The sequence below is a fragment of the Xanthobacter aminoxidans genome (genome assembly GCF_023571765.1).
GTDB classification, from domain to species: Bacteria; Pseudomonadota; Alphaproteobacteria; order Rhizobiales; family Xanthobacteraceae; genus Xanthobacter; species Xanthobacter aminoxidans.
Genome location: NZ_JAMJXC010000003.1, coordinates 252,117 through 277,485, shown reverse-complemented (window position 1 = coordinate 277,485; position 25,369 = coordinate 252,117). Strand labels below are relative to the sequence as shown.

Here is a 25,369-nt window from a genome sequence, read left to right as displayed (position 1 = left end):
CCTACCGCCCCTGCCGCAGCGCGTTGAGGACGGTGAGCGAGGCGTAGCCGTCCGCGGGCGTGATTCCCGCCTTCTGCTGGAAGGCGCGCACCGCGCGCATGGTGTCGGCGCCCACGCGGCCGTCGGAGCCGCCGGTGTTGAAGCCCGCCGCCGTGAGGCGCTGCTGGATCTCCTGGATCTCCGCCAGCGTCAGCGCCCGCTCGCCGCCGGGCCAGGAGGCGACGAATGGCCCCTCCCCCATCACCCGGTCGCCTAGGTGAACCACCGCCAACGCGTAGTTGGACGAGGGGTTGTAAGAGCGCACCGCATAGAAATTGTGGAGCAGCAGCAGCGCCGGCCCGCCGGGACCACCGGGCAGCCAGAGCCGCGCCGGCTCGTCATAGGCGGACAGCGACTGCCCCTCGATGGTGGTGAGGCCCAGCTCACCCCACTGGGAGAGCGGGCGGCGCGTCTTGTTGTCGGCGAGGTCGGAATTGAAATTGCCGGGCAGCTTCGCCTCGAAGCCCCACGGCTCGCCGCGCCGGTACTTGCCGCGCTTCACCAGATAGTTGGCGGTGCCGGCCAGCGCGTCGTCCGGCTTGCCAAAGGGCGAGATGCGCCCGTCGCCGTCGAAATCCACGCCCATGTTGAGCCACACCTCGGGCATCCACTGGGTGTGGCCCATGGCGCCAGCCCACGAGCCGGTCATCTCCTGCGGCGTGCCCCAGCCCCGCTCGACGATGACGAGGGCGTTGAGAAGCTCCGCCTCCCAGTATTTGCGCCGCCGCGCATCGCCCCACGCCAGCGCCGCCAGCGAATTGAAGATGGGCTTCATGTGCTTGGGATTGTCGAGCACCTCGCCATAGGCGCTCTCCATGCCCCAATAACCGAGCATCACCCGGCGATCGACGCCGAACGCCTGTTCGATTCGATCAAACAGGGCGGAATATTGCCGCGCCTTCTGCTTGCCGGTGGCGATGCGCCAATCGGAGACGCGGCGGTTGAGATATTGCCAGGACTGCTCGGTGAACTCTTCCTGGTTGCGGTCCTGCGCATAGACCGAGGTGTCCGGCTTCAGGCCACCGAACACCTTGTTGTAGGTGGCATCCGACACGCCGCGCGCGCGGGCCCGGGCGCGGAAGGTCTCGACCCATTTGGGAAAGGGCTGCGCCGCCTGCTGGGCGAAGACGGGCGGGGCGAGAAGCCCGACACTTGCCAGAAATGCGCTCCCCGCGAGACCGAGGGTGAAGGCGCGGCGGCCGATGAGGAGGCGGGATCGGTCGTCGGTCATGGTTCCTCGGCGGGATCAGCTGGGGGAGGCGAACGGCCGGGCGGAGGCCAGCACCTCGGGATCGGCCACGGTGCGGCCGACGATGGCGGTGACACGCTCTGGCTCGAATGGCCGCAGCGTGGAAATGAGGCGCACCGGCGCCGTATCGGGCGGCGCAACGGCCGGGCCGATGAGCTGCGTCACCCGCCGGGCGATGGCGGGCGCGGGATCGATCCAGGTGACGGGCCACGGCGCGAGGCGCTCGAAGCGGTCCACCAGCAGCGGATAATGGGTGCAGGCCAGAACCACCGTATCGGTGCGCCGGCCGCCGGCGGAGACGAAGCAGGGCGCGATCTCGGCGGCGATGTCCTCATCGTCCACCGGATCGCCTGATATGGCTGCCTCGGCGAGGCCGGCGAGCCGGTCGCTGGGCACGAGGGCCACGTCGCAGCCCTGCGCGAACTCGCGCACGAGGCCGGCCGTATAGTCCCGCCGCACGGTGCCGGGGGTGGCGAGAACGCTCACCCGTTTCGTCCGGGAAGCGATGCAGGCCGGCTTGATGGCTGGGACCGTGCCGATGAAGGGCAGCGCATGGCGCGCGCGCAGGCTCGGCAGCGCCAGCGTGGAAATGGTGTTGCAGGCGATGACCACCAGATCGGGCGAAACATCCGCGATCAGCCGGTCCACCACATGGCCGACGCGCTCCAGCATCACGTCGTCGGTGAGCGCGCCATAGGGAAAGGCCGCGTCATCCGCCGCATAGACGAGCCGCGCATCCGGCCGGGCCTTGGCCACCTCGCGGAAGACGGACAGCCCGCCCACCCCCGAATCGAACACAAGAATGGTCGGCGCGACGCCGGGATGGGACGCGGTCGCGGTCAGCGGGGCGGCGAGGGAGGTCACGGCGGAACTCTCGATGGCAGCGTGTGCCATGGCTTATCCTCAATAGCGCAGGCGAGATTGTGACCGCGCCATCGTAAAGGAAGGGTGAGCGTGGTGGCGGTTGGGATGACGCCTGCTGCTCGCGCACGACCTGAAGACGGGAAGCCGCGCTCAAGCAAGCCAACCGAAAGCGCGCCGGATAAAGGCGCGGCCATCGGCATGGACGGGATCAGCATGCGCCATCACCACGCGCTCGACCGGCCATTCCAGGATGCGTTCAAGCCCCCTTCTGGCGGCGGCGCGGTCCACGAAAGCGACACGGAATTTCCTCGGAACCTGCGGCTCGGGCGCGGTCATCAGGTCCATCTTGGCGACCCAGGCACGCCAGCCGGTGAACCAGGTCGGCGCAAAGTGCTGAATGAGGTCGGTGACGAGGAGCGTGGCGCTGGGACGATGGAAGAAGAGCACCTCGGTGGTGATCAGATTGCCATGCATCGGCGTCTGGTCGATGTCGGCAGCCCAGTCCGACGGGGGCTCTTCGCCGAGATCGACGGCGATATGGAGGTCCGGGCGGTGTTGGCGAAGCCCCGGGGCGGCATGGATGCGGGCGGCGGGATAGGTCGCCTGCCATTCGCCGAGAAACCGGTCGTGCAGGGTGTTCGGAGCGATCAGGTACCGCACGGGACCGAGGGCGTCGACCTCCCGCCGCAGCGCATCGGACAGCGCGACGGGCGACCAGATGAACAGCGACCCTTCCGTCAGCCGGACCACCGCCATGCGGGTGGGATAGTGGAAGCCGCCGCCGGCCGTGACGACCGGCCCGTCGGCGATCCAGAGGTTCGGCCCGAAAGCCTGCAAAGCCGTCATGCGGCGACCTTTCGATTGCGAGGGCGCGTACGCGCGCGCAGATTGGCATACACGTCTGTATAAAATTACACATGAGTATAATTATGCCCAGCGTCAAGCGAACCGACCGGTCGCGCGGCCTTATCCTCGATGCCGCCGACCGCGTGTTCCGCGAAAAGGGCTTCGCGGCGGCATCGGTGGAGGAGATCGCCTCCCGCGCGGGGCTGACCCGCAAGACGGTCTACAACCTGTTCGGTTCCAAGGAGGAGATCGCGCACCACCTGATCGCGCGGGCCGAAGCGCAGGATCAGGGCTATCGCGCCCGTATGGCGGCAGGCGAGGATGCGCTGGGCCTGCTGGAGACGATCCTGTTGGACAGCGCCGGCTGGTGCCTCGCCAATCCTTCACTCGCCCGACTGGCGCTGGCGCCAGCGGAGCGGCCGCGCCTGGAGCCGCCCGCGGATCGGTCGTCCTTTCAAGGGTTGGTTCGGGATGTGCTGCTGCTCGGTCAGCGCCAGGCCGTGATCCGCGCGGATGAGGACGCCAACTTCATGAGCCTAGTGCTGCTGGGCGTCTACGGTCAGGCGATGCTGACGGCATTGGCCGGCGGACCGTTCGACGCGAAAGACATTGTGCGCCTGATCCGGATCGTGGTGGAGGGCATCGGGCGCGCCAGAACGGATCAGGATGTCCCCGCCCCGCCGAAACGTCAGCGCCGTTGACGCTTGACATGCGCTATATCTGAACGAATATAGCTACATTGCCAAAGCGGGGCTGGATCGACGCCATGAAGACCGACGCCATGACGGACGAGAGCCTCCAGCGGGACGACATCATCGGGCAGGATCTCCTGTCGTTCGACGTCGCGGTGGATGGCAGCCGGTTCCGCATGAGCTTCAGCCAGCCGGATGGCTCCAGCGCGTCGCTCAACCTGCCGTCGGACTGCCTGCGCGCGCTGGTGATGACCCTGCCCAAGATGATGGCCGAGGTGCTGCGCGCCCAATACAAGGACGAGAGCCTGCGCCTCGTCTATCCCGCGCACATGGTGCGGGTGGAGCAGGCGTCCGAGCCCTCCACACTGATCCTCACCCTCGCCACGCCCGACGGCTTCGAGGTGTCCTTTGCCCTCGGCGGTCGCCAGCTCCAGACGCTGGCCGCCGCCCACGCCAGCATCCGCCGCACGGGCGAGGCGGCCCCCGTCTTCAACTGATCCCCCCTTTCCTGCCGAGCGACCGACCCCACCTGATCCGTTTGTTTTTCCGATCCCGTTTTCCCATCTCTCGTGTGGCATCTCGCAACGGCGGCACCGGGAGCCGAAAGGCCCCCGGTGCCATTTTTTGGTGCGTCAGCGGATCGGATAGGGACGCCGCGTCACGTATCGGTGGAAGCCGGTCGCGAGCAGCACGATGGCCATGGCACCCACCGCAACCGGCATCAGGGCGAACGTCCAGGACGCCCCCATGAGCATGGCGACGATGGGATCGGCCCCCGCCGGGGGATGCAAGGTGTCGGTCAGCAGCATCACGGCCACGGCGACACCAACGCCCATGGCCACCGCCCAGGGCGCCGCGCCGCAAAAAGCCAGCACGACAACGCCAACGGCCGTGGACAGCACATGCCCGCCAACGACATTGCGTGGCCGCGCCAACGGGCTTTGGGGGATTGCGAAGACGAGGACGCAGCTTGCGCCGAAGGGCGCGATCAGCAGGAGCATGCCGGAGCCATCCTGAACGAGGCCGAGGAGGAGAATCGCCAGGAAGGCCCCGAACCCGGCAAGGCCGGCGTCAAGCGCACGCCGGGCCAGCGGCGCCCCCTGGCCGGAGGCTCCTGACCCGGAAAAAAGGAACGTCATGGGACAAGCACCCGAAAAGCGGGAGGACGACGGCGATGGCACGGCGGCGACCCGAAGAACCGCCGCCGTGCCGGCGGATCAGCCCGCCTTCTTGAACTTCGCCGCCTCCTCCGAGCCGCCGGTGGCATTGCCCTTGGAGTAGGAATGGGCGCCGACGCCGGCGAGGTTGCCGCCCTCAACGATGAGATACTCGTCGCGGATGGGGCGCCCCTCGAAGAAGCACTCGAGGATTTCACGCGTGCCGGCCGCATAGCGGGCCTGGGCGGTGAGCGAGGTGCCGGACATGTGCGGGGTCATGCCGTTCCACGCCATGGTGCGCCAGGGGTGATCGGCCGGCGCCGGCTGCGGGAACCACACGTCGCCCGCATAGCCCGCGAGCCGGCCGCTCTCCAGCGCGCGGGCGATGGCGTCGCGGTCACACAGCTTGCCGCGCGCGGTGTTGACGATGTAGGCGCCGCGCTTGAACAGCTTCAGCGTCTCCTCGTTCACCATGTGCTCGGTCTCGGGATGCAGCGGGCAGTTCAGCGTCACCACATCGCAGTGGGGGTACATCTCCTCGCGGGTGGCGTGGAAGGTGAGGTTCAGCTCCTTCTCGATGGCTTCCGGCAGGCGGTGGCGGTCGGTGTAGTGCAGCTTCACGTCGAACGGCGCGAGGCGGCGCAGCACGGCGAGGCCGATGCGGCCGGCAGCCACGGTGCCGACGCTCATGGCTTCCAGATCGTAGGAGTGCTGCACGCAGTCGGCGATGTTCCAGCCGCCCTTGCGTGCCCAGTCATGGGCGGGGAGATAGTTGCGCACCAGGCCGAGGATCATCATCACCACGTGCTCGGCGACGCTGATGGAGTTGCAATAGGTGACTTCGGCGACGGTGACGCCCCGGTCGATGGCCGACTGCAGATCCACATGGTCCGAGCCGATGCCGGCGGTGAGCGCGAGCTTGAGGTTCTTGGCCTTGGCGAATCGCTCGGGCGTCAGATAGGCCGGCCAGAACGGCTGGGAGATGACGATGTCCGCATCCACCAGCTCGCGCTCGAACACCGAATCCGGGCCGTCCTTGTCGGCGGTGACGACCAGCGTGTGACCGTTGGCTTCGAGATATTTGCGCAGCCCCAGTTCGCCGGAGACGCTGCCGAGCATGGTGCCGGGGATGAAGTCGATGGCCTTCGGCGTCGGCAGGGTCTGGCCGCCGGGATAATGATCGATCTTCGGCAGGTCGTCGCGGGCATAGGTCTTCGGCAGGCCGCCGATGGGATCGTCGTAGAGAACGCAGAGAACCTTGGCCATGGTTTCCTCCTTGAGGCGATGGAGGCGCGCGTCCGCGATCGCCGGGTGGGGAGGCCGGCGCCGGTGGGAACGGGACGCATGTGGGACGATCCGCGGGGCGGCCTGAGGCCACCGCGCCGCGCTTCCATCTTGAGGCCGGCGCAGGTCGCGTCCGGCTTTTGCGAGTTAAGGACGGGGGCGGCGGCCGGTCCAATCGTTTGGCGGCAACGATTGATAGCCGCCTGCGATAAGCCCCCTCAGGCGCAGGCGGTGAGGGCCGGCGGACGGGCGACGCTCTCGCCCATCCGACGCGCCGCATGGCGCATGAAGGCGCCGGCCAGCGGCGATTGCAGGTCGCGGTCCGAGGTCACGACACCGACGCTCTGGCTGTGCACCGGGTCCACCAGCGGGACGGCGACGAGATGGTCCGGCGCGTCGAAGGTTTCGAGATAGGTGTGGGGCACGATGCCGGACCACGCCCCCGAGCGCACCAGAGACCACACGCCGAGGAAGCTGTTCGCCTCGATGCGCGGATTGGAGGCCACCCCCGCCTCGGCGAGGATGCGGTCGACGATGCGCCGGTTCTGCATGTCGCTGGTGAGCAGGCACAAAGGATGCGCCGCCGCCTCCGACCAGCCGATGGAATTGCGTCCGGAGAAGGCGCCGGCGGCGGTGACGAAGACATAGGTCTCGTCATAGAGCGGCAGGGAGCGCACGCGGGTCAGCGGCTCGTTCTCGGAATAGGTGACGCCGGCGTCGATATCGAGCGTGTCGAGCCCGCGCTGGATGGCGGTGGAGGCGAGCGAGAGCAGTTGCACCCGCACATTGGGATAGCGGGCGCAGAAGCCGTTCACCAGCGCCGGCAAGGCGGGGATGGCAGCCGGAATGGCGCCGATGCGCAGCGTGCCGGACAGGCCGGTGGCGGCATCCGAGAGGTCCTGCCGCATGCCGTTATAGTCCGCCACCATGCGCTGCGCCCAGGCAAGCACCCGCTCGCCCTCCAGCGTGAGCCCGAGGAAGCGGTGGGAGCGGATGACCAGCGGCAGGCCCAGCTCCTCCTCCAGCTTGCGGATGCCGGCGGACAGGCCCGGCTGCGACACCCGGCAGGCCTCCGCCGCCCGCCCGAAATGCCCCTCGCGCGCCACCGCCACCAGATATTCGAGCTGGCGCATGAACATGTGTGTGCCCTTCCTGTTCTGCGAGTCGATCTTATATATCGAAGGGAATAACGACAAGGCACCCTCCGGTTTGATAAGCTGCGCGCGGCGGATACAGCGCAGCGCCGGGCGTTCCGATGCGCGATTGCGTGTGTGAGGTTCCATGGCGTCGCTGAGCGTGAGAATCGACCTTGCTCCCGGAGGCCGGCTCGGCCCCGGCAAGATCGAGCTTCTGGAGAAGATCGAGGCGCTCGGCTCCATCTCGGCGGCGGGGCGCGAGATGGACATGTCCTATCGCCGGGCGTGGGAGCTGGTGGAGGAGCTGAACACGCTCTTCCCCGCCCCGCTCGTTTCCGCCCGCTCCGGCGGCAAGCACGGCGGCGGCACCGCGCTCACGGCGCTGGGGCAGTCGGTCGTCGCCAATTATCGCGCCATCGAGAAGGCCGCCGATGCGGCAACGCGCGCGGCCGTGGCGGAGCTGGAAGCGGAACTCGCCGCCACGCCCACCGCCGCCGAATAATCCCGCAAACTCCGCGCGGCCGGCCCTAGGCCCGCGCCGCCCGCAGCGCCGCCGCAGCCGCCACCGGCCCCAGCACCAGCGCGAACAGGGCGAGCCCCGCCAGCACGCGGAACGGCGTGCCGAACGGCACCGGCCCCACCACCGCCGCCTGAGTCGCCGAGACGGCGAAGATCAGCACCGGGATGGTGAGGGGAATCACCAGCACCGCGATCAAAAGCCCGCCCCGCCGGAACGCCCCGGCGAAGGCCGCGCCGATGAGGCCGAGGAAGGTCACGGCCGGCGTGCCCACCAGCAGCGTCAGCACCACCGCGCCGATGGCGGCCGGCTCCAGATTCAGCATCAGCGCCAGCACCGGCGCGGCGAGCACCAGCGGCAGGCCGGTGGCGAGCCAATGGGCGAGGCCCTTGGCGGCGGCGGTGAGTTCCAGCGGCAGCGCGGAAAGGGTGAGCGCATCGAGGGAGCCATCCTCCGCATCGGAGGCGAACAGGCGCTCCAGCCCGATGAGGCTCGCCAGCAGCGCGCCGATCCACAGGATCGCCGGGCCGATGCGCGCCAGGAGCACCAGGTCCGGCCCCACCGCGAACGGCACCACCGTCACCACGGAGAGGAAGAACACCACGCCCAGCCCCGCGCCCCCGCCGGCGCCCAGCGACAGCGCCAGATCCCGGCGCACGATGGCAAGGAAGGCGGCGATCATGGGCGGCCTCCCAGCCAGAGTTCGTCCGTCTCACCGAGGTCGAGCGGCGCGTGGGTGGCGGCGATGAGGAGGCCGCCGGCGGCGAGGTGGGCGCGGCCGAAGGCGGCGAAGCGGGCCTGCGCCTTCACGTCCAGCGCCGTGGTCGGTTCGTCCAGCACCCATACCGGACGCTTGGCGACAAGCAGGCGAGCGATGGCGAGGCGGCGCTTCTGGCCGGCGGAGAGCACCTGCGCGCGCAGCCGGCCGAGGCCGCCGAGGCCCACCTCCTCCAGCGCCTCTTCCACCTCCAGCCCGCCGCCGCCCAGCACGGTGCGCCAGAAGGCGAGGTTGGCGGCGACCGTAAGCGCGCCCTTCACCGCATCCTCATGCCCGAGATAATGCAGATGCTCGCCGACACTCTCCCCGCCCCCATCCAGGCGTACCGTCCCGGCGGTGGGGGCCAGCAGACCGGCGAGGATGCGCAGCAGCGAGGACTTGCCGGCCCCGTTCGGCCCGACCACCACGAGCGCCCGCCCGCCCGCCGCCGACACGGCGAGGCCCTCGAACAGAAGGTTGAATCCTCTTCGGCAGGAAAGGTTATCCCCTACCAGCGCCTTGACAGTCATGCGTTGCCGACCCCTGCCTTTTGGTGCATTGCACATTCAACGCTGTTATCGCATGACCGCGCTTTGAAATGGCTCTATAAAGCCCGCAGCCGCGCCGTCCAAGGTGGTGGAGAAAAGACCTCCACCGTCAAAGGAGGTGCTGTTTCGGTCGATCATCGAACCGGAGTTTTCCAGCCGTGACCTCCCTCGACAGCTTCAAGTGCCGCACAACCCTGACGGTAGACGACAAAGAGTACGTCTATTACGATCTCGAGCTGGCGGAGAAGAATGGCCTTCCGGGCATTTCCGCGCTTCCCTTCTCCATGAAGGTGCTGCTCGAGAACCTGCTGCGCTTCGAGGATGGTCGCTCCGTCACGAAGGAAGACGTGATCTCCGTCGCCGACTGGGTGAACAACCGCGGCAAGGCGGAAAAGGAAATCGCCTATCGCCCCGCCCGCGTGCTGATGCAGGACTTCACCGGCGTTCCCGCGGTGGTGGATCTCGCCGCCATGCGTGACGCCATGGTGGCCCTCGGCGGCGATCCCGAGCGCATCAACCCCCTGGTTCCCGTGGATCTGGTCATCGATCACTCAGTGATCGTGAACTTCTTCGGTGACAACAAGGCGTTCGGCAAGAACGTCGAGGAAGAATACAAGCAGAACCAGGAGCGCTACCGCTTCCTGAAGTGGGGCCAGAACGCGTTCGACAACTTCCGCGTCGTCCCGCCCGGCACCGGCATCTGCCATCAGGTGAACCTCGAATACCTCGCCCAGACCGTCTGGACCCGCAAGGAAGAGATCAACGGCAAGAAGGTCGAGGTGGCCTATCCCGACACGCTGGTGGGCACCGACTCGCACACCACCATGGTCAACGGCCTGGGCGTGCTCGGCTGGGGCGTGGGCGGCATCGAGGCCGAGGCGGCCATGCTCGGCCAGCCCATCTCCATGCTCATCCCCGAGGTGATCGGCTTCAAGCTCTCCGGCAAGCTGAAGGAAGGCATCACCGCCACCGACCTCGTGCTCACCGTCACCCAGATGCTCCGCAAGAAGGGCGTGGTGGGCAAGTTCGTCGAGTTCTACGGCCCCGGCCTTGAGCACCTCTCCCTCGCCGACCGCGCCACCATCGCCAACATGGCCCCGGAATACGGCGCCACCTGCGGCTTCTTCCCGGTGGATCGCGAGACCATCGACTATCTCGACGAGACCGGCCGCAAGGACAGCCGCGTGGAGCTGGTGGAGAAGTACTCCAAGGCCCAGGGCATGTGGCGCAAGAAGGACACCCCGGACCCGGTGTTCACCGATACGCTGGAGCTGGACCTCGACACCGTCCTGCCGTCCATGGCCGGCCCCAAGCGCCCGCAGGACCGCGTGCTGCTCTCCGAATCCAAGGCCGGCTTCCAGGCCGCGCTGGAAGGCGAGTTCAAGAAGCCCGGTGAGGCCGCCAAGCGCGTTCCCGTCTCCGGCGCCGACTACACGCTCGGCCATGGCGACGTGGTGATCGCCGCCATCACCTCCTGCACCAACACCTCCAACCCCTCGGTGCTCATCGCCGCCGGCCTCCTCGCCAAAGCGGCCGTGAAGAAGGGCCTGCGCTCCAAGCCGTGGGTGAAGACCTCGCTGGCGCCCGGCTCGCAGGTGGTGGAAGGCTATCTCAAGGCCGCCGACCTGCAGGACGACCTCGACAAGCTCGGTTTCAACCTGGTCGGTTTCGGCTGCACCACCTGCATCGGCAATTCCGGCCCGCTGCCGGAAGCCATCTCCGAGGCCATCAACACCAACGACCTCGTGGCCGGCGCCGTGATCTCCGGCAACCGCAACTTCGAAGGCCGCGTGAACCCGGACGTGAAGGCGAACTACCTCGCCTCCCCGCCCCTGGTCGTCGCCTATGCGATCGCCGGCTCGCTCCAGATCGACCTGACCACCGAGCCCCTCGGCACGGACAAGGACGGCAACCCGGTCTATCTCAAGGACATCTGGCCCTCCAACAAGGAAGTGGCCCAGTACATCCGCGAGAACGTCACCAAGAAGATGTTCAAGGAAAAGTATTCCGACGTCTTCAAGGGCGACGAGCACTGGCAGAAGATCGCCGTGCCCACCGGCCAGACCTACGCCTGGCAGGACGCCTCCACCTACGTGCAGAACCCGCCCTATTTCGTCGGGATGCAGAAGGAGCCGGAGCCGGTCAAGGACATCATCGATGCCCGGATCATGGGCCTGTTCCTCGACAGCATCACCACCGACCACATCTCGCCGGCCGGCTCCATCAAGCAGGCGTCCCCGGCGGGCCAGTACCTGATCGACCATCAGGTGCGCCCGGTGGACTTCAACCAGTACGGCACCCGCCGCGGCAACCATGAAGTGATGATGCGCGGCACCTTCGCCAACATCCGCATCAAGAACCAGATGGTGCCGGGCGTGGAAGGCGGCGTGACCATCCACTATCCGGACGGCGCGCAGCTTCCCATCTACGACGCGGCCATGAAGTACCGCGCCGAAGGCGTGCCGTTGGTGGTGTTCGCCGGCAAGGAATACGGCACCGGCTCCTCCCGCGACTGGGCGGCGAAGGGCACCAAGCTGCTCGGCGTGCGCGCCGTGGTGGCCCAGTCCTTCGAGCGCATCCACCGCTCGAACCTGGTCGGCATGGGCATCGTGCCGCTGGTGTTCAAGGACGGCGAGAGCTGGCAGAGCCTCGGCATCAAGGGCGACGAGGTCGTCACCCTCAAGGGCATCGAGGGCGACCTCAAGCCCCGCCAGACGCTCACCGCCGAGATCAAGTTCGCCGACGGCACCGTGAAGAATGTCGAGCTGATCTGCCGTATCGATACGCTGGACGAGCTCGATTACTTCCGCAACGGCGGCATCCTGCCCTACGTGCTGCGCTCGCTGGCGGCCTGAACCTTCGGCCTGATCTTTCGGCGCCCGCCAGGGTGCTGACGGAACCGTGATGAACGCCGGCCCGATGCCTGTCGGGCCGGCGTTTGCGCGTCTGGAGCGGCTCAAAGATACCGCCCCGCACCCCTTTGTGACTGGAGTGCGGTGCCTCCGTCCGCTATTGCGGAGACACATTCCAACAACGCATTGCGCTCCATGATGTTGAACCGCTCCACCCTCACGCTTGTCCTCGCCCTCGCCGCTTCGCCGGCGCTGGCGCAGAGCCAGCCGAAGGTGGTGGTGGAGCTGTTCACGAGCCAGGGCTGCGCCTCCTGCCCGCCCGCCGACGCGCTGCTGAACGATCTCGCCAAGGATCCGCAGGTGCTCGCGCTCACCCTCTCGGTGGATTACTGGGACTATGTGGGCTGGAAGGACACCCTCGCCCTCCACGGCCATTCGCTGCGCCAGAAGGCCTATGCCGAGCAGCGGCCGGACAAGAAGATCTACACCCCCCAGATGGTCATCGACGGCCAGATCGCCGCCAAGGGCAGCGACCGCGCCGCGGTGCAGCGCGCCGTCATGACCGCCCGTGCCTCCGGCGGTCTCTCTCTTCCGGTGGAGGTGAAGCGGGACGGCGACGCCCTCGAGATCACCCTGCCCCAGCCCCTCGCCATCGAGGATGGTGCCGAACTGTGGGCCTGCCCCGTCGCCCGCACCCAGTCGGTCTCCATCGGCCGGGGCGAGAACGGTGGACGCAACGTCACCTATGCCAATGTGGTGCGCGGCTGGACCCGGGTGGCCCGCTGGCAGGGCGACGCCCGCACCTTCCGGGTGCCGCTGAAAGACATCCATCGCGATGGCATGGATGCGGTGGCGGTGATGGTGCAGACCGGCACCCCGGCCACCCCCGGACAGATCGTCGGCGCGACCCTCTTCCCGCTCGACTGAACCGGCATTCGGACCGAACTGTCGTCGAACCGGCCTGAACGGCCCCTTTTACCCCCTGAACTGCCCCTGACTCGGGTGTCGATTCGACACACGAACCGCGTCGCCGCGCCGGCCAAAAAAAAGGCCATCCGCGGGGGATGGCCTACATCGGGGGTCTGAAGTCGGTGCGTAGCAGTGGCCGGTTCGGATGCACCCCGGGGGGCTGGGGGGCTGGGATAGACCGGAGCGCTTCACGAACCGGCCCTGCTACGCGAAGAAAGATCGCGCCCGGCCGCGGCACGCGATTGGCCGAAATCCGGCGACACTGTGATTCCATTGACGTTGGCGTGATGGGTATCCGGATGCCGTCCAGCGATCGGGAGCAGCCGGCTACGGATTGCCCTTGAAAGGGGTCGCCGGTGGAGGGATCATGAGGCAATGCAAGCGTCCGATCCCCGGCAGCCCCGCCGGAAAGTGATGCCAGACAAGGACAAGGAGGCCCGATGGGAGACATCGAACCCATAGTCCTGCAGCGGCGCGGTGCCTCGCCGGTCCAGCCCTCCACTCCGTCCCCCGCTCCCCTCCGCGTCACCTTCGATCGCCGCGAGTTGGACCGGATTCTCGACCTCTACGGCCGCATGGTCGCCCAGGGGGAATGGCGCGACTACGCCATTGATTTTCAACGCGACAAGGCCGTGTTCAGCATCTTACGCCGCGCCATGGACGTCCCTCTCTACCGCATCGAGAAGGACCCCAGACTCGCCCGCAAGCAGGGCATCTACAGCGTGGTCTCGCAGACCGGCCTCATCCTGAAGCGCGGCCACGAACTGCCGCGCGTGCTGGCGGTGCTGGAAAAGCCGCTGCGCACCATCTGAGCCGGTGTCCGGACGCAAAAAAGGCCGGGACATGCCCGGCCTGACCCTCAGCGACAAAGAAGCGAATCAGGCGCGATTCGTGCCCTTGCGGCGCAGCCGGACGACCACGTCAACACGCGCCACCTCATAGCCTTCCGGCGGCTCGGGCAGCAGGTTCACAGCCACGTCCGCGGCCGGGATATCCACGAGGTCGTTCTGGCCCTCGACGAAGAAATGGTGGTGGTCGGAGGCGTTGGTGTCGAAATAGGTCTTCGAGCCATCCACCGCCACCTCGCGCAGCAGGCTCACTTCCGTGAACTGGTGCAGCGTGTTGTAGACGGTGGCGAGCGAGACCGGGAAGCGCGCCTTGATGGCTTCCTCGTGCAGGATTTCCGCCGTCACATGCCGGTCGCCCTTGGCGAACAGCAGCCAGCCGAGGGCCAGACGCTGGCGAGTCGGCCGCAGGCCGACTTCCTTCAGCATCTCGCGGACGTCGTGGAAGGGGCAGCCGGTGCGACGCGCCGTATTCACATCCCGAAGCTGTGCAACGGGAAGGATCGGTTCAACCTGCATGTCACCGCCCTGGGAGAAGGAGGTGCTGAAGGTGGTACGGGCGCGGGGCATCTCGGTCATTTCGGCTGCAATCTTCGTAGCTAAAACCAAAATATGCGCCGCCGAGGGAAACGCAATGCGAATGCCTCCGAAGACGACTAGCAAATTTATACCCCATGCTGCACAGCAGCGCCATACGGGAGGGGCTGAGTAAGAATATTTCCAAGGTAGGGGCGCACCATCGAACCTTCCGTCATGCCCGGTCACATGAGCGTCAATCAACGCACAGCGCATGGACAATGACGCCTCCGCCAAGCTATCGCGGGACCTTGCCGCCGACCGAGAACGGAGCCTGCCTTGTATCCGACCACGAAGGAAACCGCGTCCCTGCTGCTGGTGGCGGGCTCTGTCATGGCCCTCAGCGCTGCCTGGTATTTCCAGCTGGTCGTCGGGCTGGCGCCCTGCCCCCTCTGCCTCGACCAGCGCATCGCCTATTATGCCGCTATCCCCTTGGGGCTGATCGCCTTCTTCCTCGCCCGAACCGACCGGTCCGGACCGGCGCGGGTGTTGCTCGCCCTGCTGGGCGTCGCCATGCTCGCAAACGCTGGTCTGGCGATCTACCACGCCGGCATCGAGTGGCAGTTCTGGACCGGCCCCACGGCCTGCACCGGCGCCCCGGTGGCGACGAGCAATGTCCTCTCCGCCCTCAAGGGCGCCCGCGTGCCCCGCTGCGACGAAGCGGCGTGGCGGATGTTCGGGCTGTCCATGGCGGGTTGGAACGCGTTGATCGCGCTGGGGCTGGCGGTGGTCGGGTTTGGCGGCGCGACGACCCGTCGCAAGGCCTGACCGAGCCTCGAAAAGAGCAGTCCCCGTTTCACGAAGGCGGGGAATGCTGTCGGCATTCTGCGGCAGTAGGCCAGCTCCGGGACCTCAGGTGCGGCCGGCGATGGCGTCGAGGCACGCCGCGTTGACATCCTTGGCTGACTGACTGACCTGGAAATGCCGCAGGAATGCCTCCCGCGCGCGGGCGCCCATGAGGGCGCGGGCCTCGGGCGGCATCTCAAGAAATGCGGCAAGGCAACGGGCCGTGCCGGCCAGATCGTCGTTTTCCGCGAGGCCGCCGCCACTGGCGGTGACTTCGCGCCAGATGTTCACCTTGTTGGTGATGAGCACCGGCCTCGAGCAAGCCATCGCCTCGGCGACGACGATGCCGAAATTCTCCTGATGGGAGGGCATCACGAACGCCTCCGCCTGATGGAACGCGCCCCACTTGGCATCCCCCCGCAGCAGGCCGGGCCAGTGGATGCGGTCGCCGATGCCATGGCGCGCGGCCTGGGCCTTGAGCTCGGCGAGATACTCGTCCGAAGCTGGCCCCGCCATCACGAGATCCAGGTCGTCACGGTCGCGGCAGACATCCGCGAAGGCGTTGATGAGCAGGTCGCAGCCCTTCTTGGGGTGAACCCGGCTGAGAAACAGGAGATAGGGCTTCTTCAGCTCCGGTGCCGCCGCGCGGAAGGCCTCCGCGTGCTCGGGCTTCAACGGGCCAGGGTCGGACGTACCATAAGCGATCACGCGCTCGTTCACCCGATAGGGGCCGAACGACTCGCGGGCGAGGATCTTCTCCTCCTCGGTAGTGAACAGCACGAAGCCCGCATTGTTCAGGAGCGGGCCCTCGTTGAACAGCCAGAACGCCTGCTTGCCCGCGGCCTTGACCGGGAAGTTGTGCTTGAACCACGGGTCGAGCATGCCGTGCGTCTGGGCCAGATAGGGCACGCCCGAGCCGACGAGCGCCAACCGTGCCGCCATGGTGGAGTAGTTCCACAGCCCATGGACCGTTACCACGTCATAGTCCCGCACATGGGCCTTCAGCCACGGCAACAGTGCGGGACGATAGCCGTACCGGCGCCAGGGCAGGCGCCGCTTCCATTCCGGCACCGAACCAAGGGGCTCGCCGAGGCCGAACACGGTGAGGGGGAAGTTCTGCACCCATGGCGCATCCGGCGGGTCGAGGGACACCACATGCTCCTCGATGCCCGCCGCCGCGTGGAACGGAGCCTGCTGCCGGATGCCCTCGATGGGGCCGCCCTCGCTCGGATTGACTCCCGCGATGATTCTCAGCCGCTTTTTCATGGAGCCCCCGACCCCTCGTGTTTGGAGCCGGCGCCGCGCACGACGCAGCTGCCGGCAATCCCGATATCCCCATCGCCGCCGCACCCGTGCAAAGGCCGCGTCATGAGGCACGCATTCATCCCCGCGGCCGCAGCAGCAACACGAGCACCGACATGGCGACATGCAGCAGCAACAAGGCTGCGGCCACCCCGGTCGCGCCCCACGACACGGCCCAGCTGTAGGCCAGCACCGCGCAAACCATCGTCAAGCCGACGAAGATGTAGGACAGCCGCACATGGCGGTTGATGGCGGCGATGGGCGTGAACAGGCAGCCCCACAGCATTTCTGCCGCCACAGCCCCGTTCATCAGCGCAAAGAAAGGATAGACCACGGCCACATGGCCGTGGGTCCACAGCGCCATGATGAAGGGGCCGAGCGCCCACAGCCCGATGCCATAGGCGGGAATGCCCACCAAGCCGATGAGCACGTGAATCTTGCGCAGGCGGGCGAAGGCGGATCGGTTGCCCTCGCCGTGCATGCGCGAATACTCCGGCGCGAAGGAAAAGTTGACGAGGTTCGCCGCAGACGTGCCCATGCGCGCCAGCGTGCGCGAGGTGGAAAAGAGCACGGTCTCCTGCGTGGTCGCCAGTGCGCCGAGGAGAACGATAGGTCCCTGGATGGCAATGGCCTGCGCGAGCCCGAGCAGCATGTAGCTGAAGGAGGGATTCGCCATGCGCCGGATCTCGTCCAGGCGTGCGTTCTTCAGGCCAAGCCGGATTTCCGGCGCGACGATCCTGAGCCATGTCCACACGCCAATGACCATTCCGATCCGCGTGATCAGCACGGCGAGTGCCGCCAGTTCCACACGCGTCGTAACCAGCGCGACCGCCACGGTCGCAACGCCCTCGAGCAGGCGCGCCGTCGCTGCCGCGATGACTTCGGCGGCCGGCCTGCCGCTGGCGCGCACGCCAGAGCCCAACAGCAGCAGGAACTGGTAGCAGACCACACTCCCGACGAGGAACAGGATGGTTTGCTTGGCCTCACTCTCGCTCAGCGGCCCGAGGGCGAAAGTCGTCGTGAGCGAGACCGATTCCACGCCCAGAATGCAGGCGCCGAGAATGACGGCCGTCGCCACCAGCAGAAGGGCGAACACGCTGTGGTACACGCGCAGCACGCCGGTTCGGTCCGCTTTCGCCGCGTGGATCACCATCTGGTTCTTGGCAACCGAGGTGAAACCGAGGTCGGTCAGCGTCAGGTAGCTTGGCACCGCGTAAAGCACGAGCCAACCGCCGTAACGCTCGGAACCCCATGCAGCGAGCAGGAACGGCACCTGCACCAGCTGCACGCCGAGTATCACAATCTGGTTGTAGATCTGGGCGGAGAAGGTCAGCCCGACCCGCCGGAACGACAGAATGCGGCTCATGCCTGAAAGAGCCTCCCGCAGCCGCTCGGCACCGGGAAAGACGCTGGGGACCGGAAGTGCGAAGTCTGGTGCATCAGCCAATTTGCTCCGCCACCGCCGCAACCACCTGATCGACGGTGATCGCCCTCACCCCCCGCATGTCATGGATCGTGCGGTTCCGGCCCACATAGGGATGCCACTTGCGCGGCCGGTTGAAATCGCCGAACAGCCCGATACAGGGCACGCCGGCCGCGGAGGCAAGGTGCAGCGGCCCTGAATCGTGCCCGATGAAAAGCTGCGCGGCCTGCATCGCCGCCGCCGATTCACGGGGAGCGAGAGCACCGCAGGCGTCGATCAGCGGCCCGCGCCAGACGTCGCGTATCGCGTCCACGCGCGCCGAGTCCTCGGCGGCCCCCACCACCAGCAAACCATGTCCTGGATGCTTCTGGCTGATCTCGCCGAGCAGGCTGCGCCAATTGTCGACGCCCCAGTCCTTCTGCGCCGCCTTGCCGCCCATATTGATCGCGATGGATGGCACGCCTGCGATGGACGCCACGATCCCGCGGCCCGCGGCGAGCTCGGCGGGCGTCAGCGCCAGATCCCAATTGGCGGGATCGTGCAGATCCACCGGGCCGAGCGCTGCGAGCGCGCGGCCGACGCGCTCGCATTCCGGCTCCTCCTCACCGGTCTGCGGGGAGATGCGGCAGGTGTCGAGGTCGCGAGTGTAGGGAACCCCGATGATGCTGCGGAAGCCACACAGCTTGAAGAACAGCAGGTCTCGGTAGACGTTCACGACCCCGCGTGAAGGCATCATGTAGATCATTGTATCCGCGCCGAGTGCCATCAGCCGGCGACGCAGGTCCCACAAGGCGGCCGGGCTGCGCGTGCCCACCGGATAGGACAGCGCGCCATGCACGATTTCGGTCCCCAGAACCGATAGCAGCGGGGCCGCCTTGGACGAGACCGGCACATTGGTCAGCACGATGCGCTCGTGGTCGGGATAGAGTTCGGCGACACGCCGGAAGAAGGGTAAGGCGATGATGGTGTCGCCGAGACTTCCGAGCCGGTAGATGATCAGGCGCTTCATCGAAGACGTGACCCTGTCGAGAATTGAGGCGGCCACTAGAGCCGGGCGGCAAGCGAGATGCCGATGTCGCGGGCGGAAGGGGGGAAGGCACCGGCCCGCGCGGCGAACCGGCGGGCCGAGCGGGAATGAGCCGTTCAGGCGCTCACGCCCTCGGTCATGCGGCTGATGACCTTGGTGGTGCTGCGCCCGGGAACGAGCTCGAAGCGCAGCACCCGGCCTCCTCGCGCGAGCACGCTGTCGGCGCCGACAATCTCCGAGACCTGATAGTCTGCCCCCTTCACGAGAACATCCGGCTGGAGTTCCTCGATGATCTCCTTGGGCGTGTCCTCGTCGAACACCACCACCAGGTCGACGGCTCCGAGGGCCGCAATCACCTGCGCCCGATCCATTTCGCCGTTGACCGGGCGGCTCGGCCCCTTGAGCCGCTTCACCGAAGCGTCCGAATTCACCGCGACCACGAGGCGGTCGCAATGGGCCCGGGAGAATTCGATGATGCCCACATGCCCCACATGGACGATGTCGAAGCAGCCATTGGTGAAGCCAACCGCAAGCCCGTGGCGCTGCCAGGCCGCGACCTGCGCCGCCGCCTCCGCGCGCGAGACGACCTTGGCTGATGACGGGTTCCCGTCCGTGTAGCTCTGTCGGTCCAGCTCGGCGAGGAGTTCATCGCGCGAGACGGTGGCAGTGCCGCGCTTGCCCACCACCACGCCGGCAGCGGCATTCGCGATATAGGCCGCTTCCTGCAGGTCCCCACCGGCACCGACCACCAGCGAGAGGGCCGCGATGACTGTATCGCCGGCACCCACCACGTCGGCCACCTCGCGGGCGGCGGTGGGAATGTGGACCGGCTCGGCGGTGCGCTGCACCAGCGTCATGCCCTTTTCCGAGCGGGTCACGAGGACCGCCCCGATCGTGGTGCCGGCCAGCACTTTGCGGGCCGCTGCCACGGCCGACGCATCGTCGTCCCCCTGGATGCCGGTCGCAAGGTAAGTCTCGTGCAGATTGGGCGTGACGAGGGTCGCCCCGTCATAGCGCGCCAGGTCCGAACTCTTGGGATCGACAATGACGGGGGCCCCGCGCCGTGTCGCCAGCTCGACCACCCGCCGGATCACGTCCGTCGTCAGAACGCCCTTCGCGTAGTCCGAGAGCACCACCACATCGTGCTCCGGCAGCGCCGCAGCGATCCGGGTGACGATCGCCTCCTCCACGTCAGGCGCGACGGGTGAATTGTCCTCGCTATCCGAGCGCAGCATGTGCTGGCCCTGGGCGACGAAGCGGATCTTCTCGGTGGTGGGACGTTGCGGCACCTCCACGAAGGTCGACGCGACACCCGGCGTCTCATTGAGAATGCGCTTGAGCTCCGCGCCGCAGGCATCGGCCCCGATGACGCCGACCAGCGTGCACCGCCCCCCCAGGGAGGCGATGTTACGCGCCACGTTTGCCGAGCCGCCGGCGATGGTGGTGCTGCCTGTCACCGACAGCACCGGCACCGGGCTTTCCGGCGAAATGCGGCGCGCGGCCCCCATGACGAAGCGATCAAGCATGACGTCGCCGAGACACAGCACACGCACGCCCGCGAATTGATCAATAACGGACATCTCGCCTCCTCACGGCGATTAGAACCATTTCAGAAGATGCAATCCCGATCTGCATTTGCAGGCCGAGGCAGATCATCTCGATACCGGAACGGCAGGCGAGACCAGCCGCAAATCCCCCCAGCTCAGCGATTTGGAAGCCACCCGCGCGTCGTGCGCCTCGCCGACCGTAACGGCCGGCGGATTGGCGACCTCGGCGACCGGCACGACGGACACCCCCGCAGAAAACAGCGTATCCTTAAGCTCTTCGAGCTTGATCCGCCCCGCGAGCGGCACCGGCACTTCGGCGAGGGCGATATCTCCCTCGGTTCGGGCGGTCCACTGGCCGGTGACATCGCGCCCGTCATAGCGACAAGGTCCGGTGGAGACCACGGCCTTCCAACCGCCGGCGCTCAGCTCGATCTTGTCGTCGGCGATCCGCCGCGCCTGGGCCCCTGCCCCCTGCACGGTGAAGCGGAACCGCAGCTCGGAGCCCTCGTATCCGTCCTTCGACCGGAACATGTTGGGAAATCGATCGCCAGCGTCGACGAGCGGATAGGCCGCCACGAGCACCCGGCCTTCGCTCTGGGCCGCGCGCATGCCGAAGGAGGCGAAATCGAACTTGTCCTTCATGATCCGGGCGCGGAAGACGACCGGCTTGGCGCCGCCCTTCCAATATCCGATCACCGGGTGGGCCTGCGCCCAGCACATGGCGATGGATGCGCTGCCGAGGCAGGCTTCCGGCGCCAGCCATGTGGTGCCCCAGATCTCGTCGCCATTGTCGGCGAAGCGACGGTAGCGCTCTCGCACGGTGCGGGGGAGTGGCGCCGCATCGGTGAAATAGACCTTCAAATCCTCCGGGCAGGGGATCGAGTATTTGGGGGGGCGCTGCAATGCGCGCAACCGCGCGGGGACATCGCGCCCGATCCGTTCCTCCACCATGGGCCAGCCCTCGGTGGCGAGAAGGTCCATATAGGCCCGGCTGTGCGGCCCGGCCCACTGTTGGGTCGGTGGATGGAAATGGAAGGCGACGGTTTCCCACGTTTCGCGCCAAAGGGCCGACGCGTCGCGATGGATCCGCTCGTCAGAAAGGTAGTAGACGATCGCCTCAAGCTCCGTCAGCGCAAGGACCGTGTAGACTGGGCTGTTGTATTCAGTCAGGCCGCCCTGCTGCCGCGTATAGGCACTGAAGCGCTGCATCTGCGTGACGGCATAGCTGGTCAGTTCCCGCATGTTCAGCAGGTGCCCTGCCATACCGGTCACTCGGATCGCCATCACCGCGACGTTGGTATAGTCGAGGCCAACGTTCCGCCGCATGATGGACGCACAGGCGTTGAGCAGGACGAAATTCGCCTTGGAGCGAGCTTCGGGGGTGAGCAGCCCGCCGTGGTCCCACAGCAGCTCACACAGCCGCGCTCCGATGAAATTGGCCCAGTTGAGGTCCGGCGGCCGCATTTCCGAGAGCGGTTCCTCGACATACCAGGGCCACGTGCCGAACGTCAGGCTGAAGGGATTGGTATCCTGCTCGTCGGCGAGCCGCATCACGATCCGGTTGATCCGCTCCGCCGCGCGCGGATGCCCGTAGTCCGCGAGCGCGACGGCATAGGTCGCGCTTTCGCGGGTCGGATGGACCATCATCGCGCTGGTCGTGCGGGTGGCGTAGCCCGGTCCCCCGCCCTTGGTGATCAGCAGCCCGGCGGTCTCGTCCCAGCGGAAGCGCGGTCCCCATTGATCGATGCCGCCCCATTCCGCCATTTCATCCGACGCAGCGGCTGGGCTCGGACGGATGCCGAGATGGACCCCCCCGGCACCCAACAGAGCCAAGGCAGTGCGCCGGTTCATCAGCGACATCTGAGCGTTCCTCGCCATCCCCGGCTTTGCCGATCCAAAGGCCACCGCACCGCCCTCAGCGTTTCAAGGAGACCCGGGTGGGCATTGCAGACACGGACTGCGCCGTCACAAGGCCCAGCGCTTGCCGGACGATGAACAGAAATGCCAGCACGATCAAAAACTGACGGGCAAAAAAGGCGATGATCTCAGCCGCCTCCTTCTCGATGAGGCCCAAGCACACGCCCAACATGAAGACGCCGACGACGTTGCCCTTCAACGGCCCGGAGAAGCGATTGACCAGGTAGAAGGCGCCGAACATGATCACCCCGGGCAGGAATATCGCAGCCGGATATCCCCCGACGGCAAAAGAACTCGCCGTCAGTCCGATGACGGGGCGCCCGACCACGCCCGGAGTTCTTATTCCGTAATACCACGCGATGAAATCCGGGCTGGATGCGGCGAGCTTGTCCACGAGGAAGGAGGGCAGGATCGACGACGCCAGGCCCTGGAAGGATTCAAAGCCCTGAATGCCGAAGAACTCGGATCGGGAGACGACCTGATCCACCGGCTGGATGATGCAGAAGCGATCCAGATTGGCCGTGCTCGGAAACAGATAGTTCAGTGACGGATCGCGGAAGGAGCCATACACGGCCAGCTTCGCTTCCGCCCTCTCCTGCAGCTCGAACGGATTGTAGTCCACGCGATCCAGCCAGCCCAGTGCGAGCTCAACGCGTTCACTGATCGTCTGCGTGGTAGACGCATCTCTCGACAGATGGATGATAGGAGAAATATAAAAGGCGAGAACGAAGAATATAATCGCTCCAACGACCGCCTCTTTCGCGACATTTACGGTATGGCGCGAAAATATAATTATAAAAATAATCGACAATATACAAGAAACAAAGATGTATTTCACGTTACCCAACACAGACAAAACCATGAAGGTGAGCAACATGAAGCTCAAAAATACCATGCCTCGACGCCGGCCTCCGCCCAGACCGAAGGCGAAGGCGGCCTGGCAGATAAGGGCGAAGTTCGCGATAAACGAGAAATTCCCGAGAAAGCCAACGGAATCGCCCGCATCAACCGAGACCTGCGAGGCGGCCGGCCGCAAGATGATATGCGCGACAGTGACGGCCGCACCGATCGGGAAACAGACGACCGCACACGCCTTCAACTTCTTGTCGTCCGTCAGCACGGCCGCCAAGTTGGATATGAAGGGGGAAACCGCAGTAAACCGATACGAAAGCAGATATCCGACAAAAACCGAGGCAAATCCCAGGAAATGCACGATGCTTGAATTGACCGGATCGGTGAGATTTTCGTCAACGGCCTGTCCAAGCGCAGTCTTGATGAGGATGGGAAAGTACCCGGAATACATGATCAGTCCGAGCATCATGACGTCGGACGAACGCATCGGCTGGCCGCGAACGATGGCCGGCTCGAAGCAGCATATGACCACCATAACGCCAAGGACGACCGGATCGGCTCCCAGGAACGCCTGGGCGATCGCGCCGGCTATCAGCACGAGCCAATAGGACGTCCGCAAAAAGGCGCTCATTATTTTCCTTCCATCCTTACCGTCGGCGCAGAACACTCAGTAGATGATTGCAACGCCCTGCATGGAGCCGAGACAAGCACCACTTACGAAACGAGACACAACATCCAATATTATCACACACCTACCCCGAAAGTGTCCCAAAACGAGGCATGGCAACGCGCGATGCCTTAACGCAACCGTAGGGCCGTGCACCGGCCGAAATCACGCAACCTGTCTTGGCGCCCGCACGTGCAGCAGCACGGCTGCTTCACGCGCCGTGCGGGCTGCTGCGTTGCGGTTTATCCCGTTCGCTACGGGCATCACGTTGACGATCGCCGGTCCCTGCCGGCATCAACAGGTCTTCGAGTTTATCCATCGCGCTCTGTTCGGACAATGTCGCGGCAAGCTGACCACACCGCACGCTCGTGTCGGGCAGGCTGCCCGACTGATGGCGCCGCACGGCATCGGCCATCGCCCCGGCGTCTCCCGGGCTCACGAGGGTAGCGGCCCCAGCGAGGAAATCTGCCAGTTCGGTGCCGGGCTCCGCGGTGACCAGGATCGTCCGCCCGCTCGCCAGCATGCCGCCGAGCTTGGACGGCAGCACCAGATCTGCCGCGCTCGCCTGCTGAGGCAGAAGATGCAGGTCGCACACGCTCAGGAATTGCGACAGGCGTGCATAGGGCTGGAAGGGCAGGAAACGCACATTGGGAAGGTCCGCGGCCTGACGCCGCAAGCCTTCCAGGGAAGGCCCCTCGCCGGCGATGGCGAAGACGATGTCGTTCCGGTCCGCCAGCAGCCGCGCCGCCTCGACCACCACGTCGAGCCCCTGCTTGGGTCCGACGTTGCCGGAGTAGAGCGCCACGAAGGCATCACGCGGCAGGCCCAGTTCCTCGCGATAGGCAAAATCCGTCGGCGACGGGCGGATGTGACCGAGATCCACCCAGTTGCGCACCAATGCAATGCGCTCCTCGGGAATGCCCTTCTCGGCGATCTTCTCCGCCATGCGCTGGGAGATCGTGACGATGGTGTCGAACCGCGACAGGCAGAACAGCTCGAAGGCGGCAGCGAGGCGCTTCAGCCCCCCTGCCCCGCCGAGGTGCCCGACGGCAAAGGCCGCGTCCACCTCGAGATCCTGTACATGGAGCACGGTGCGCGCGCCGGCGAGCCAAGCCGAAAGCAGCACGAACGGAGCCGCAAACAGGGTCGGCTCGATAGACAGAACGGTATCCGGCCTAAGGCTCAGGGCCCGCCACAGCGTGACGGGAGCCGAAGTGAGCGCGAACGACATCGGCGCGATCAGCCGCCACACGCCGCCCATGGCGGCGCGCACCAGGACAGGGCAGCGATAGAGGCGCGCGCCGTCCAACACTTCGGTGGAGTAGCGGTTGCGATACGGCGCCTTGACCGTCCAGCCGGGATAATGGGGCGGTGCAGTCACCACCTCAACCTCATGGCCACGGCGGACCATGAGCGCCACCAGCTCTCCGGTGTATTTACCGCAGCCGGTGAGTTCCGGTGCGTGGTTCATGGCCGAGACGAGAAGCTTGCCCATTCAAAATCCGTCCATGACCTGC

At 66.4% G+C, this 25,369-nt stretch carries 23 protein-coding genes; 7 read left to right on the top strand and 16 right to left on the bottom strand.

What is annotated here, in order from left to right; genetic code table 11:
• Position 1 precedes the first annotated feature (1 nt).
• The 3 genes from EJ105_RS06715 to EJ105_RS06705 form a co-directional block, all read right to left on the bottom strand.
• On the bottom strand, positions 2–1,270 hold the full coding sequence (locus tag EJ105_RS06715) for a lytic murein transglycosylase (protein ID WP_250165723.1): 1,269 nt from the start codon (positions 1,268–1,270) through the stop codon (positions 2–4).
• A 15-nt stretch (positions 1,271–1,285) separates the two neighbouring features.
• On the bottom strand, positions 1,286–2,182 hold the full coding sequence (gene murI / locus EJ105_RS06710) for a glutamate racemase (RefSeq protein ID WP_250165722.1): 897 nt from the start codon (positions 2,180–2,182) through the stop codon (positions 1,286–1,288).
• A gap of 120 nt (positions 2,183–2,302) precedes the next feature.
• Positions 2,303–2,998: a DUF4336 domain-containing protein gene (locus tag EJ105_RS06705; protein WP_250165721.1), complete on the bottom strand. Its 696-nt coding sequence runs from the start codon at positions 2,996–2,998 to the stop codon at positions 2,303–2,305.
• Between the two features lie 83 nt (positions 2,999–3,081).
• Here EJ105_RS06705 and EJ105_RS06700 point away from each other — a divergent pair, with 83 nt between their 5' ends.
• Both EJ105_RS06700 and EJ105_RS06695 read left to right on the top strand, forming a co-directional pair.
• Positions 3,082–3,699: a TetR/AcrR family transcriptional regulator gene (locus tag EJ105_RS06700; protein ID WP_250165720.1), complete on the top strand. Its 618-nt coding sequence runs from the start codon at positions 3,082–3,084 to the stop codon at positions 3,697–3,699.
• A 65-nt stretch (positions 3,700–3,764) separates the two neighbouring features.
• Positions 3,765–4,187, top strand: a complete 423-nt coding sequence (locus tag EJ105_RS06695; protein ID WP_250165719.1) for a hypothetical protein — start codon at positions 3,765–3,767, stop codon at positions 4,185–4,187.
• A gap of 135 nt (positions 4,188–4,322) precedes the next feature.
• On the opposite strand, the gene EJ105_RS06690 is transcribed toward EJ105_RS06695, so the two are convergent.
• The 3 genes from EJ105_RS06690 to EJ105_RS06680 all read right to left on the bottom strand — a co-directional run bounded on the left by EJ105_RS06690 (position 4,323) and on the right by EJ105_RS06680 (position 7,270).
• The gene (locus EJ105_RS06690) at positions 4,323–4,829 is read right to left on the bottom strand and encodes an HPP family protein (protein ID WP_250165718.1); all 507 of its coding nucleotides are present in this window, start codon (positions 4,827–4,829) and stop codon (positions 4,323–4,325) included.
• Positions 4,830–4,907: 78 nt separating this feature from the next.
• Positions 4,908–6,113: an NAD-dependent formate dehydrogenase gene (locus EJ105_RS06685; protein ID WP_250165717.1), complete on the bottom strand. Its 1,206-nt coding sequence runs from the start codon at positions 6,111–6,113 to the stop codon at positions 4,908–4,910.
• A gap of 236 nt (positions 6,114–6,349) precedes the next feature.
• On the bottom strand, positions 6,350–7,270 hold the full coding sequence (locus EJ105_RS06680) for a LysR family transcriptional regulator (protein WP_250165716.1): 921 nt from the start codon (positions 7,268–7,270) through the stop codon (positions 6,350–6,352).
• A gap of 142 nt (positions 7,271–7,412) precedes the next feature.
• On the opposite strand from EJ105_RS06680, the gene EJ105_RS06675 reads away from it, so the two are divergent.
• Entirely contained in the window at positions 7,413–7,769 is a 357-nt protein-coding gene (locus EJ105_RS06675; protein ID WP_024278780.1) for a winged helix-turn-helix domain-containing protein, read from the top strand.
• A gap of 25 nt (positions 7,770–7,794) precedes the next feature.
• Here EJ105_RS06675 and ccmB read toward each other — a convergent pair whose 3' ends face one another.
• Both ccmB and ccmA read right to left on the bottom strand, forming a co-directional pair.
• The gene (gene ccmB / locus EJ105_RS06670) at positions 7,795–8,466 is read right to left on the bottom strand and encodes a heme exporter protein CcmB (RefSeq protein WP_284145332.1); all 672 of its coding nucleotides are present in this window, start codon (positions 8,464–8,466) and stop codon (positions 7,795–7,797) included.
• Complete coding sequence (ccmA, locus tag EJ105_RS06665; protein WP_250165715.1) at positions 8,463–9,071, bottom strand: heme ABC exporter ATP-binding protein CcmA; 609 nt, start codon at positions 9,069–9,071, stop codon at positions 8,463–8,465. The genes ccmB and ccmA overlap by 4 nt, the downstream gene beginning before the upstream one ends.
• A gap of 176 nt (positions 9,072–9,247) precedes the next feature.
• Between ccmA and acnA the strand changes: the two genes are divergently transcribed.
• The 3 genes from acnA to EJ105_RS06650 all read left to right on the top strand — a co-directional run bounded on the left by acnA (position 9,248) and on the right by EJ105_RS06650 (position 13,722).
• On the top strand, positions 9,248–11,944 hold the full coding sequence (acnA, locus tag EJ105_RS06660) for an aconitate hydratase AcnA (protein ID WP_250165714.1): 2,697 nt from the start codon (positions 9,248–9,250) through the stop codon (positions 11,942–11,944).
• Between the two features lie 192 nt (positions 11,945–12,136).
• The gene (locus EJ105_RS06655; protein ID WP_250165713.1) at positions 12,137–12,868 is read left to right on the top strand and encodes a DUF1223 domain-containing protein; all 732 of its coding nucleotides are present in this window, start codon (positions 12,137–12,139) and stop codon (positions 12,866–12,868) included.
• Between the two features lie 482 nt (positions 12,869–13,350).
• Positions 13,351–13,722, top strand: coding sequence for a DUF2794 domain-containing protein (locus tag EJ105_RS06650; RefSeq protein WP_250165712.1), 372 nt, complete (start codon positions 13,351–13,353; stop codon positions 13,720–13,722).
• A gap of 66 nt (positions 13,723–13,788) precedes the next feature.
• Here the strand turns inward: EJ105_RS06650 and irrA are convergent, their stop codons facing one another.
• A complete protein-coding gene (gene irrA / locus EJ105_RS06645; RefSeq protein WP_197023077.1) occupies positions 13,789–14,274 on the bottom strand; it encodes an iron response transcriptional regulator IrrA in 486 nt (161 codons plus the stop codon).
• A 336-nt stretch (positions 14,275–14,610) separates the two neighbouring features.
• On the opposite strand from irrA, the gene EJ105_RS06640 reads away from it, so the two are divergent.
• Positions 14,611–15,099: a disulfide bond formation protein B gene (locus EJ105_RS06640; RefSeq protein WP_250165711.1), complete on the top strand. Its 489-nt coding sequence runs from the start codon at positions 14,611–14,613 to the stop codon at positions 15,097–15,099.
• Positions 15,100–15,183: 84 nt separating this feature from the next.
• Here the strand turns inward: EJ105_RS06640 and EJ105_RS06635 are convergent, their stop codons facing one another.
• The 7 genes from EJ105_RS06635 to EJ105_RS06605 form a co-directional block, all read right to left on the bottom strand.
• Positions 15,184–16,383, bottom strand: a complete 1,200-nt coding sequence (locus EJ105_RS06635; RefSeq protein WP_250165710.1) for a glycosyltransferase — start codon at positions 16,381–16,383, stop codon at positions 15,184–15,186.
• 115 nt (positions 16,384–16,498) lie between these two features.
• Entirely contained in the window at positions 16,499–17,785 is a 1,287-nt protein-coding gene (locus EJ105_RS06630; RefSeq protein WP_051679279.1) for a lipopolysaccharide biosynthesis protein, read from the bottom strand.
• 73 nt (positions 17,786–17,858) lie between these two features.
• On the bottom strand, positions 17,859–18,851 hold the full coding sequence (locus tag EJ105_RS06625; RefSeq protein ID WP_250165709.1) for a glycosyltransferase family 9 protein: 993 nt from the start codon (positions 18,849–18,851) through the stop codon (positions 17,859–17,861).
• 134 nt (positions 18,852–18,985) lie between these two features.
• Entirely contained in the window at positions 18,986–20,449 is a 1,464-nt protein-coding gene (gene rfaE1, locus EJ105_RS06620; RefSeq protein ID WP_250165708.1) for a D-glycero-beta-D-manno-heptose-7-phosphate kinase, read from the bottom strand.
• 72 nt (positions 20,450–20,521) lie between these two features.
• On the bottom strand, positions 20,522–22,276 hold the full coding sequence (locus EJ105_RS06615; RefSeq protein ID WP_250165707.1) for a DUF8769 domain-containing protein: 1,755 nt from the start codon (positions 22,274–22,276) through the stop codon (positions 20,522–20,524).
• 55 nt (positions 22,277–22,331) lie between these two features.
• Positions 22,332–23,816, bottom strand: coding sequence for a hypothetical protein (locus tag EJ105_RS06610; RefSeq protein WP_250165706.1), 1,485 nt, complete (start codon positions 23,814–23,816; stop codon positions 22,332–22,334).
• Positions 23,817–24,063: 247 nt separating this feature from the next.
• On the bottom strand, positions 24,064–25,347 hold the full coding sequence (locus EJ105_RS06605; protein WP_250165705.1) for a WcaI family glycosyltransferase: 1,284 nt from the start codon (positions 25,345–25,347) through the stop codon (positions 24,064–24,066).
• Positions 25,348–25,369: the final 22 nt, after the last annotated feature.

What these genes read in the sequence shown, in the direction of transcription:
- ccmA (WP_250165715.1), bottom strand. Translation starts at nt 9,071, where the DNA reads ATGACTGTCAAGGCGCTGGTAGGGGATAACCTTTCCTGCCGAAGAGGA.
- EJ105_RS06615 (WP_250165707.1), bottom strand. Translation starts at nt 22,276, where the DNA reads ATGTCGCTGATGAACCGGCGCACTGCCTTGGCTCTGTTGGGTGCCGGG.
- EJ105_RS06700 (WP_250165720.1), top strand. Translation starts at nt 3,082, where the DNA reads ATGCCCAGCGTCAAGCGAACCGACCGGTCGCGCGGCCTTATCCTCGAT.
- irrA (WP_197023077.1), bottom strand. Translation starts at nt 14,274, where the DNA reads ATGCAGGTTGAACCGATCCTTCCCGTTGCACAGCTTCGGGATGTGAAT.
- EJ105_RS06695 (WP_250165719.1), top strand. Translation starts at nt 3,765, where the DNA reads ATGAAGACCGACGCCATGACGGACGAGAGCCTCCAGCGGGACGACATC.
- murI (WP_250165722.1), bottom strand. Translation starts at nt 2,182, where the DNA reads ATGGCACACGCTGCCATCGAGAGTTCCGCCGTGACCTCCCTCGCCGCC.
- EJ105_RS06635 (WP_250165710.1), bottom strand. Translation starts at nt 16,383, where the DNA reads ATGAAAAAGCGGCTGAGAATCATCGCGGGAGTCAATCCGAGCGAGGGC.
- EJ105_RS06605 (WP_250165705.1), bottom strand. Translation starts at nt 25,347, where the DNA reads ATGGGCAAGCTTCTCGTCTCGGCCATGAACCACGCACCGGAACTCACC.
- EJ105_RS06675 (WP_024278780.1), top strand. Translation starts at nt 7,413, where the DNA reads ATGGCGTCGCTGAGCGTGAGAATCGACCTTGCTCCCGGAGGCCGGCTC.
- EJ105_RS06685 (WP_250165717.1), bottom strand. Translation starts at nt 6,113, where the DNA reads ATGGCCAAGGTTCTCTGCGTTCTCTACGACGATCCCATCGGCGGCCTG.
- EJ105_RS06610 (WP_250165706.1), bottom strand. Translation starts at nt 23,816, where the DNA reads ATGAGCGCCTTTTTGCGGACGTCCTATTGGCTCGTGCTGATAGCCGGC.
- EJ105_RS06625 (WP_250165709.1), bottom strand. Translation starts at nt 18,851, where the DNA reads ATGAAGCGCCTGATCATCTACCGGCTCGGAAGTCTCGGCGACACCATC.
- ccmB (WP_284145332.1), bottom strand. Translation starts at nt 8,466, where the DNA reads ATGATCGCCGCCTTCCTTGCCATCGTGCGCCGGGATCTGGCGCTGTCG.
- EJ105_RS06715 (WP_250165723.1), bottom strand. Translation starts at nt 1,270, where the DNA reads ATGACCGACGACCGATCCCGCCTCCTCATCGGCCGCCGCGCCTTCACC.
- EJ105_RS06650 (WP_250165712.1), top strand. Translation starts at nt 13,351, where the DNA reads ATGGGAGACATCGAACCCATAGTCCTGCAGCGGCGCGGTGCCTCGCCG.
- EJ105_RS06690 (WP_250165718.1), bottom strand. Translation starts at nt 4,829, where the DNA reads ATGACGTTCCTTTTTTCCGGGTCAGGAGCCTCCGGCCAGGGGGCGCCG.
- EJ105_RS06705 (WP_250165721.1), bottom strand. Translation starts at nt 2,998, where the DNA reads ATGACGGCTTTGCAGGCTTTCGGGCCGAACCTCTGGATCGCCGACGGG.
- EJ105_RS06680 (WP_250165716.1), bottom strand. Translation starts at nt 7,270, where the DNA reads ATGTTCATGCGCCAGCTCGAATATCTGGTGGCGGTGGCGCGCGAGGGG.
- EJ105_RS06630 (WP_051679279.1), bottom strand. Translation starts at nt 17,785, where the DNA reads ATGAGCCGCATTCTGTCGTTCCGGCGGGTCGGGCTGACCTTCTCCGCC.
- EJ105_RS06655 (WP_250165713.1), top strand. Translation starts at nt 12,137, where the DNA reads ATGATGTTGAACCGCTCCACCCTCACGCTTGTCCTCGCCCTCGCCGCT.
- rfaE1 (WP_250165708.1), bottom strand. Translation starts at nt 20,449, where the DNA reads ATGTCCGTTATTGATCAATTCGCGGGCGTGCGTGTGCTGTGTCTCGGC.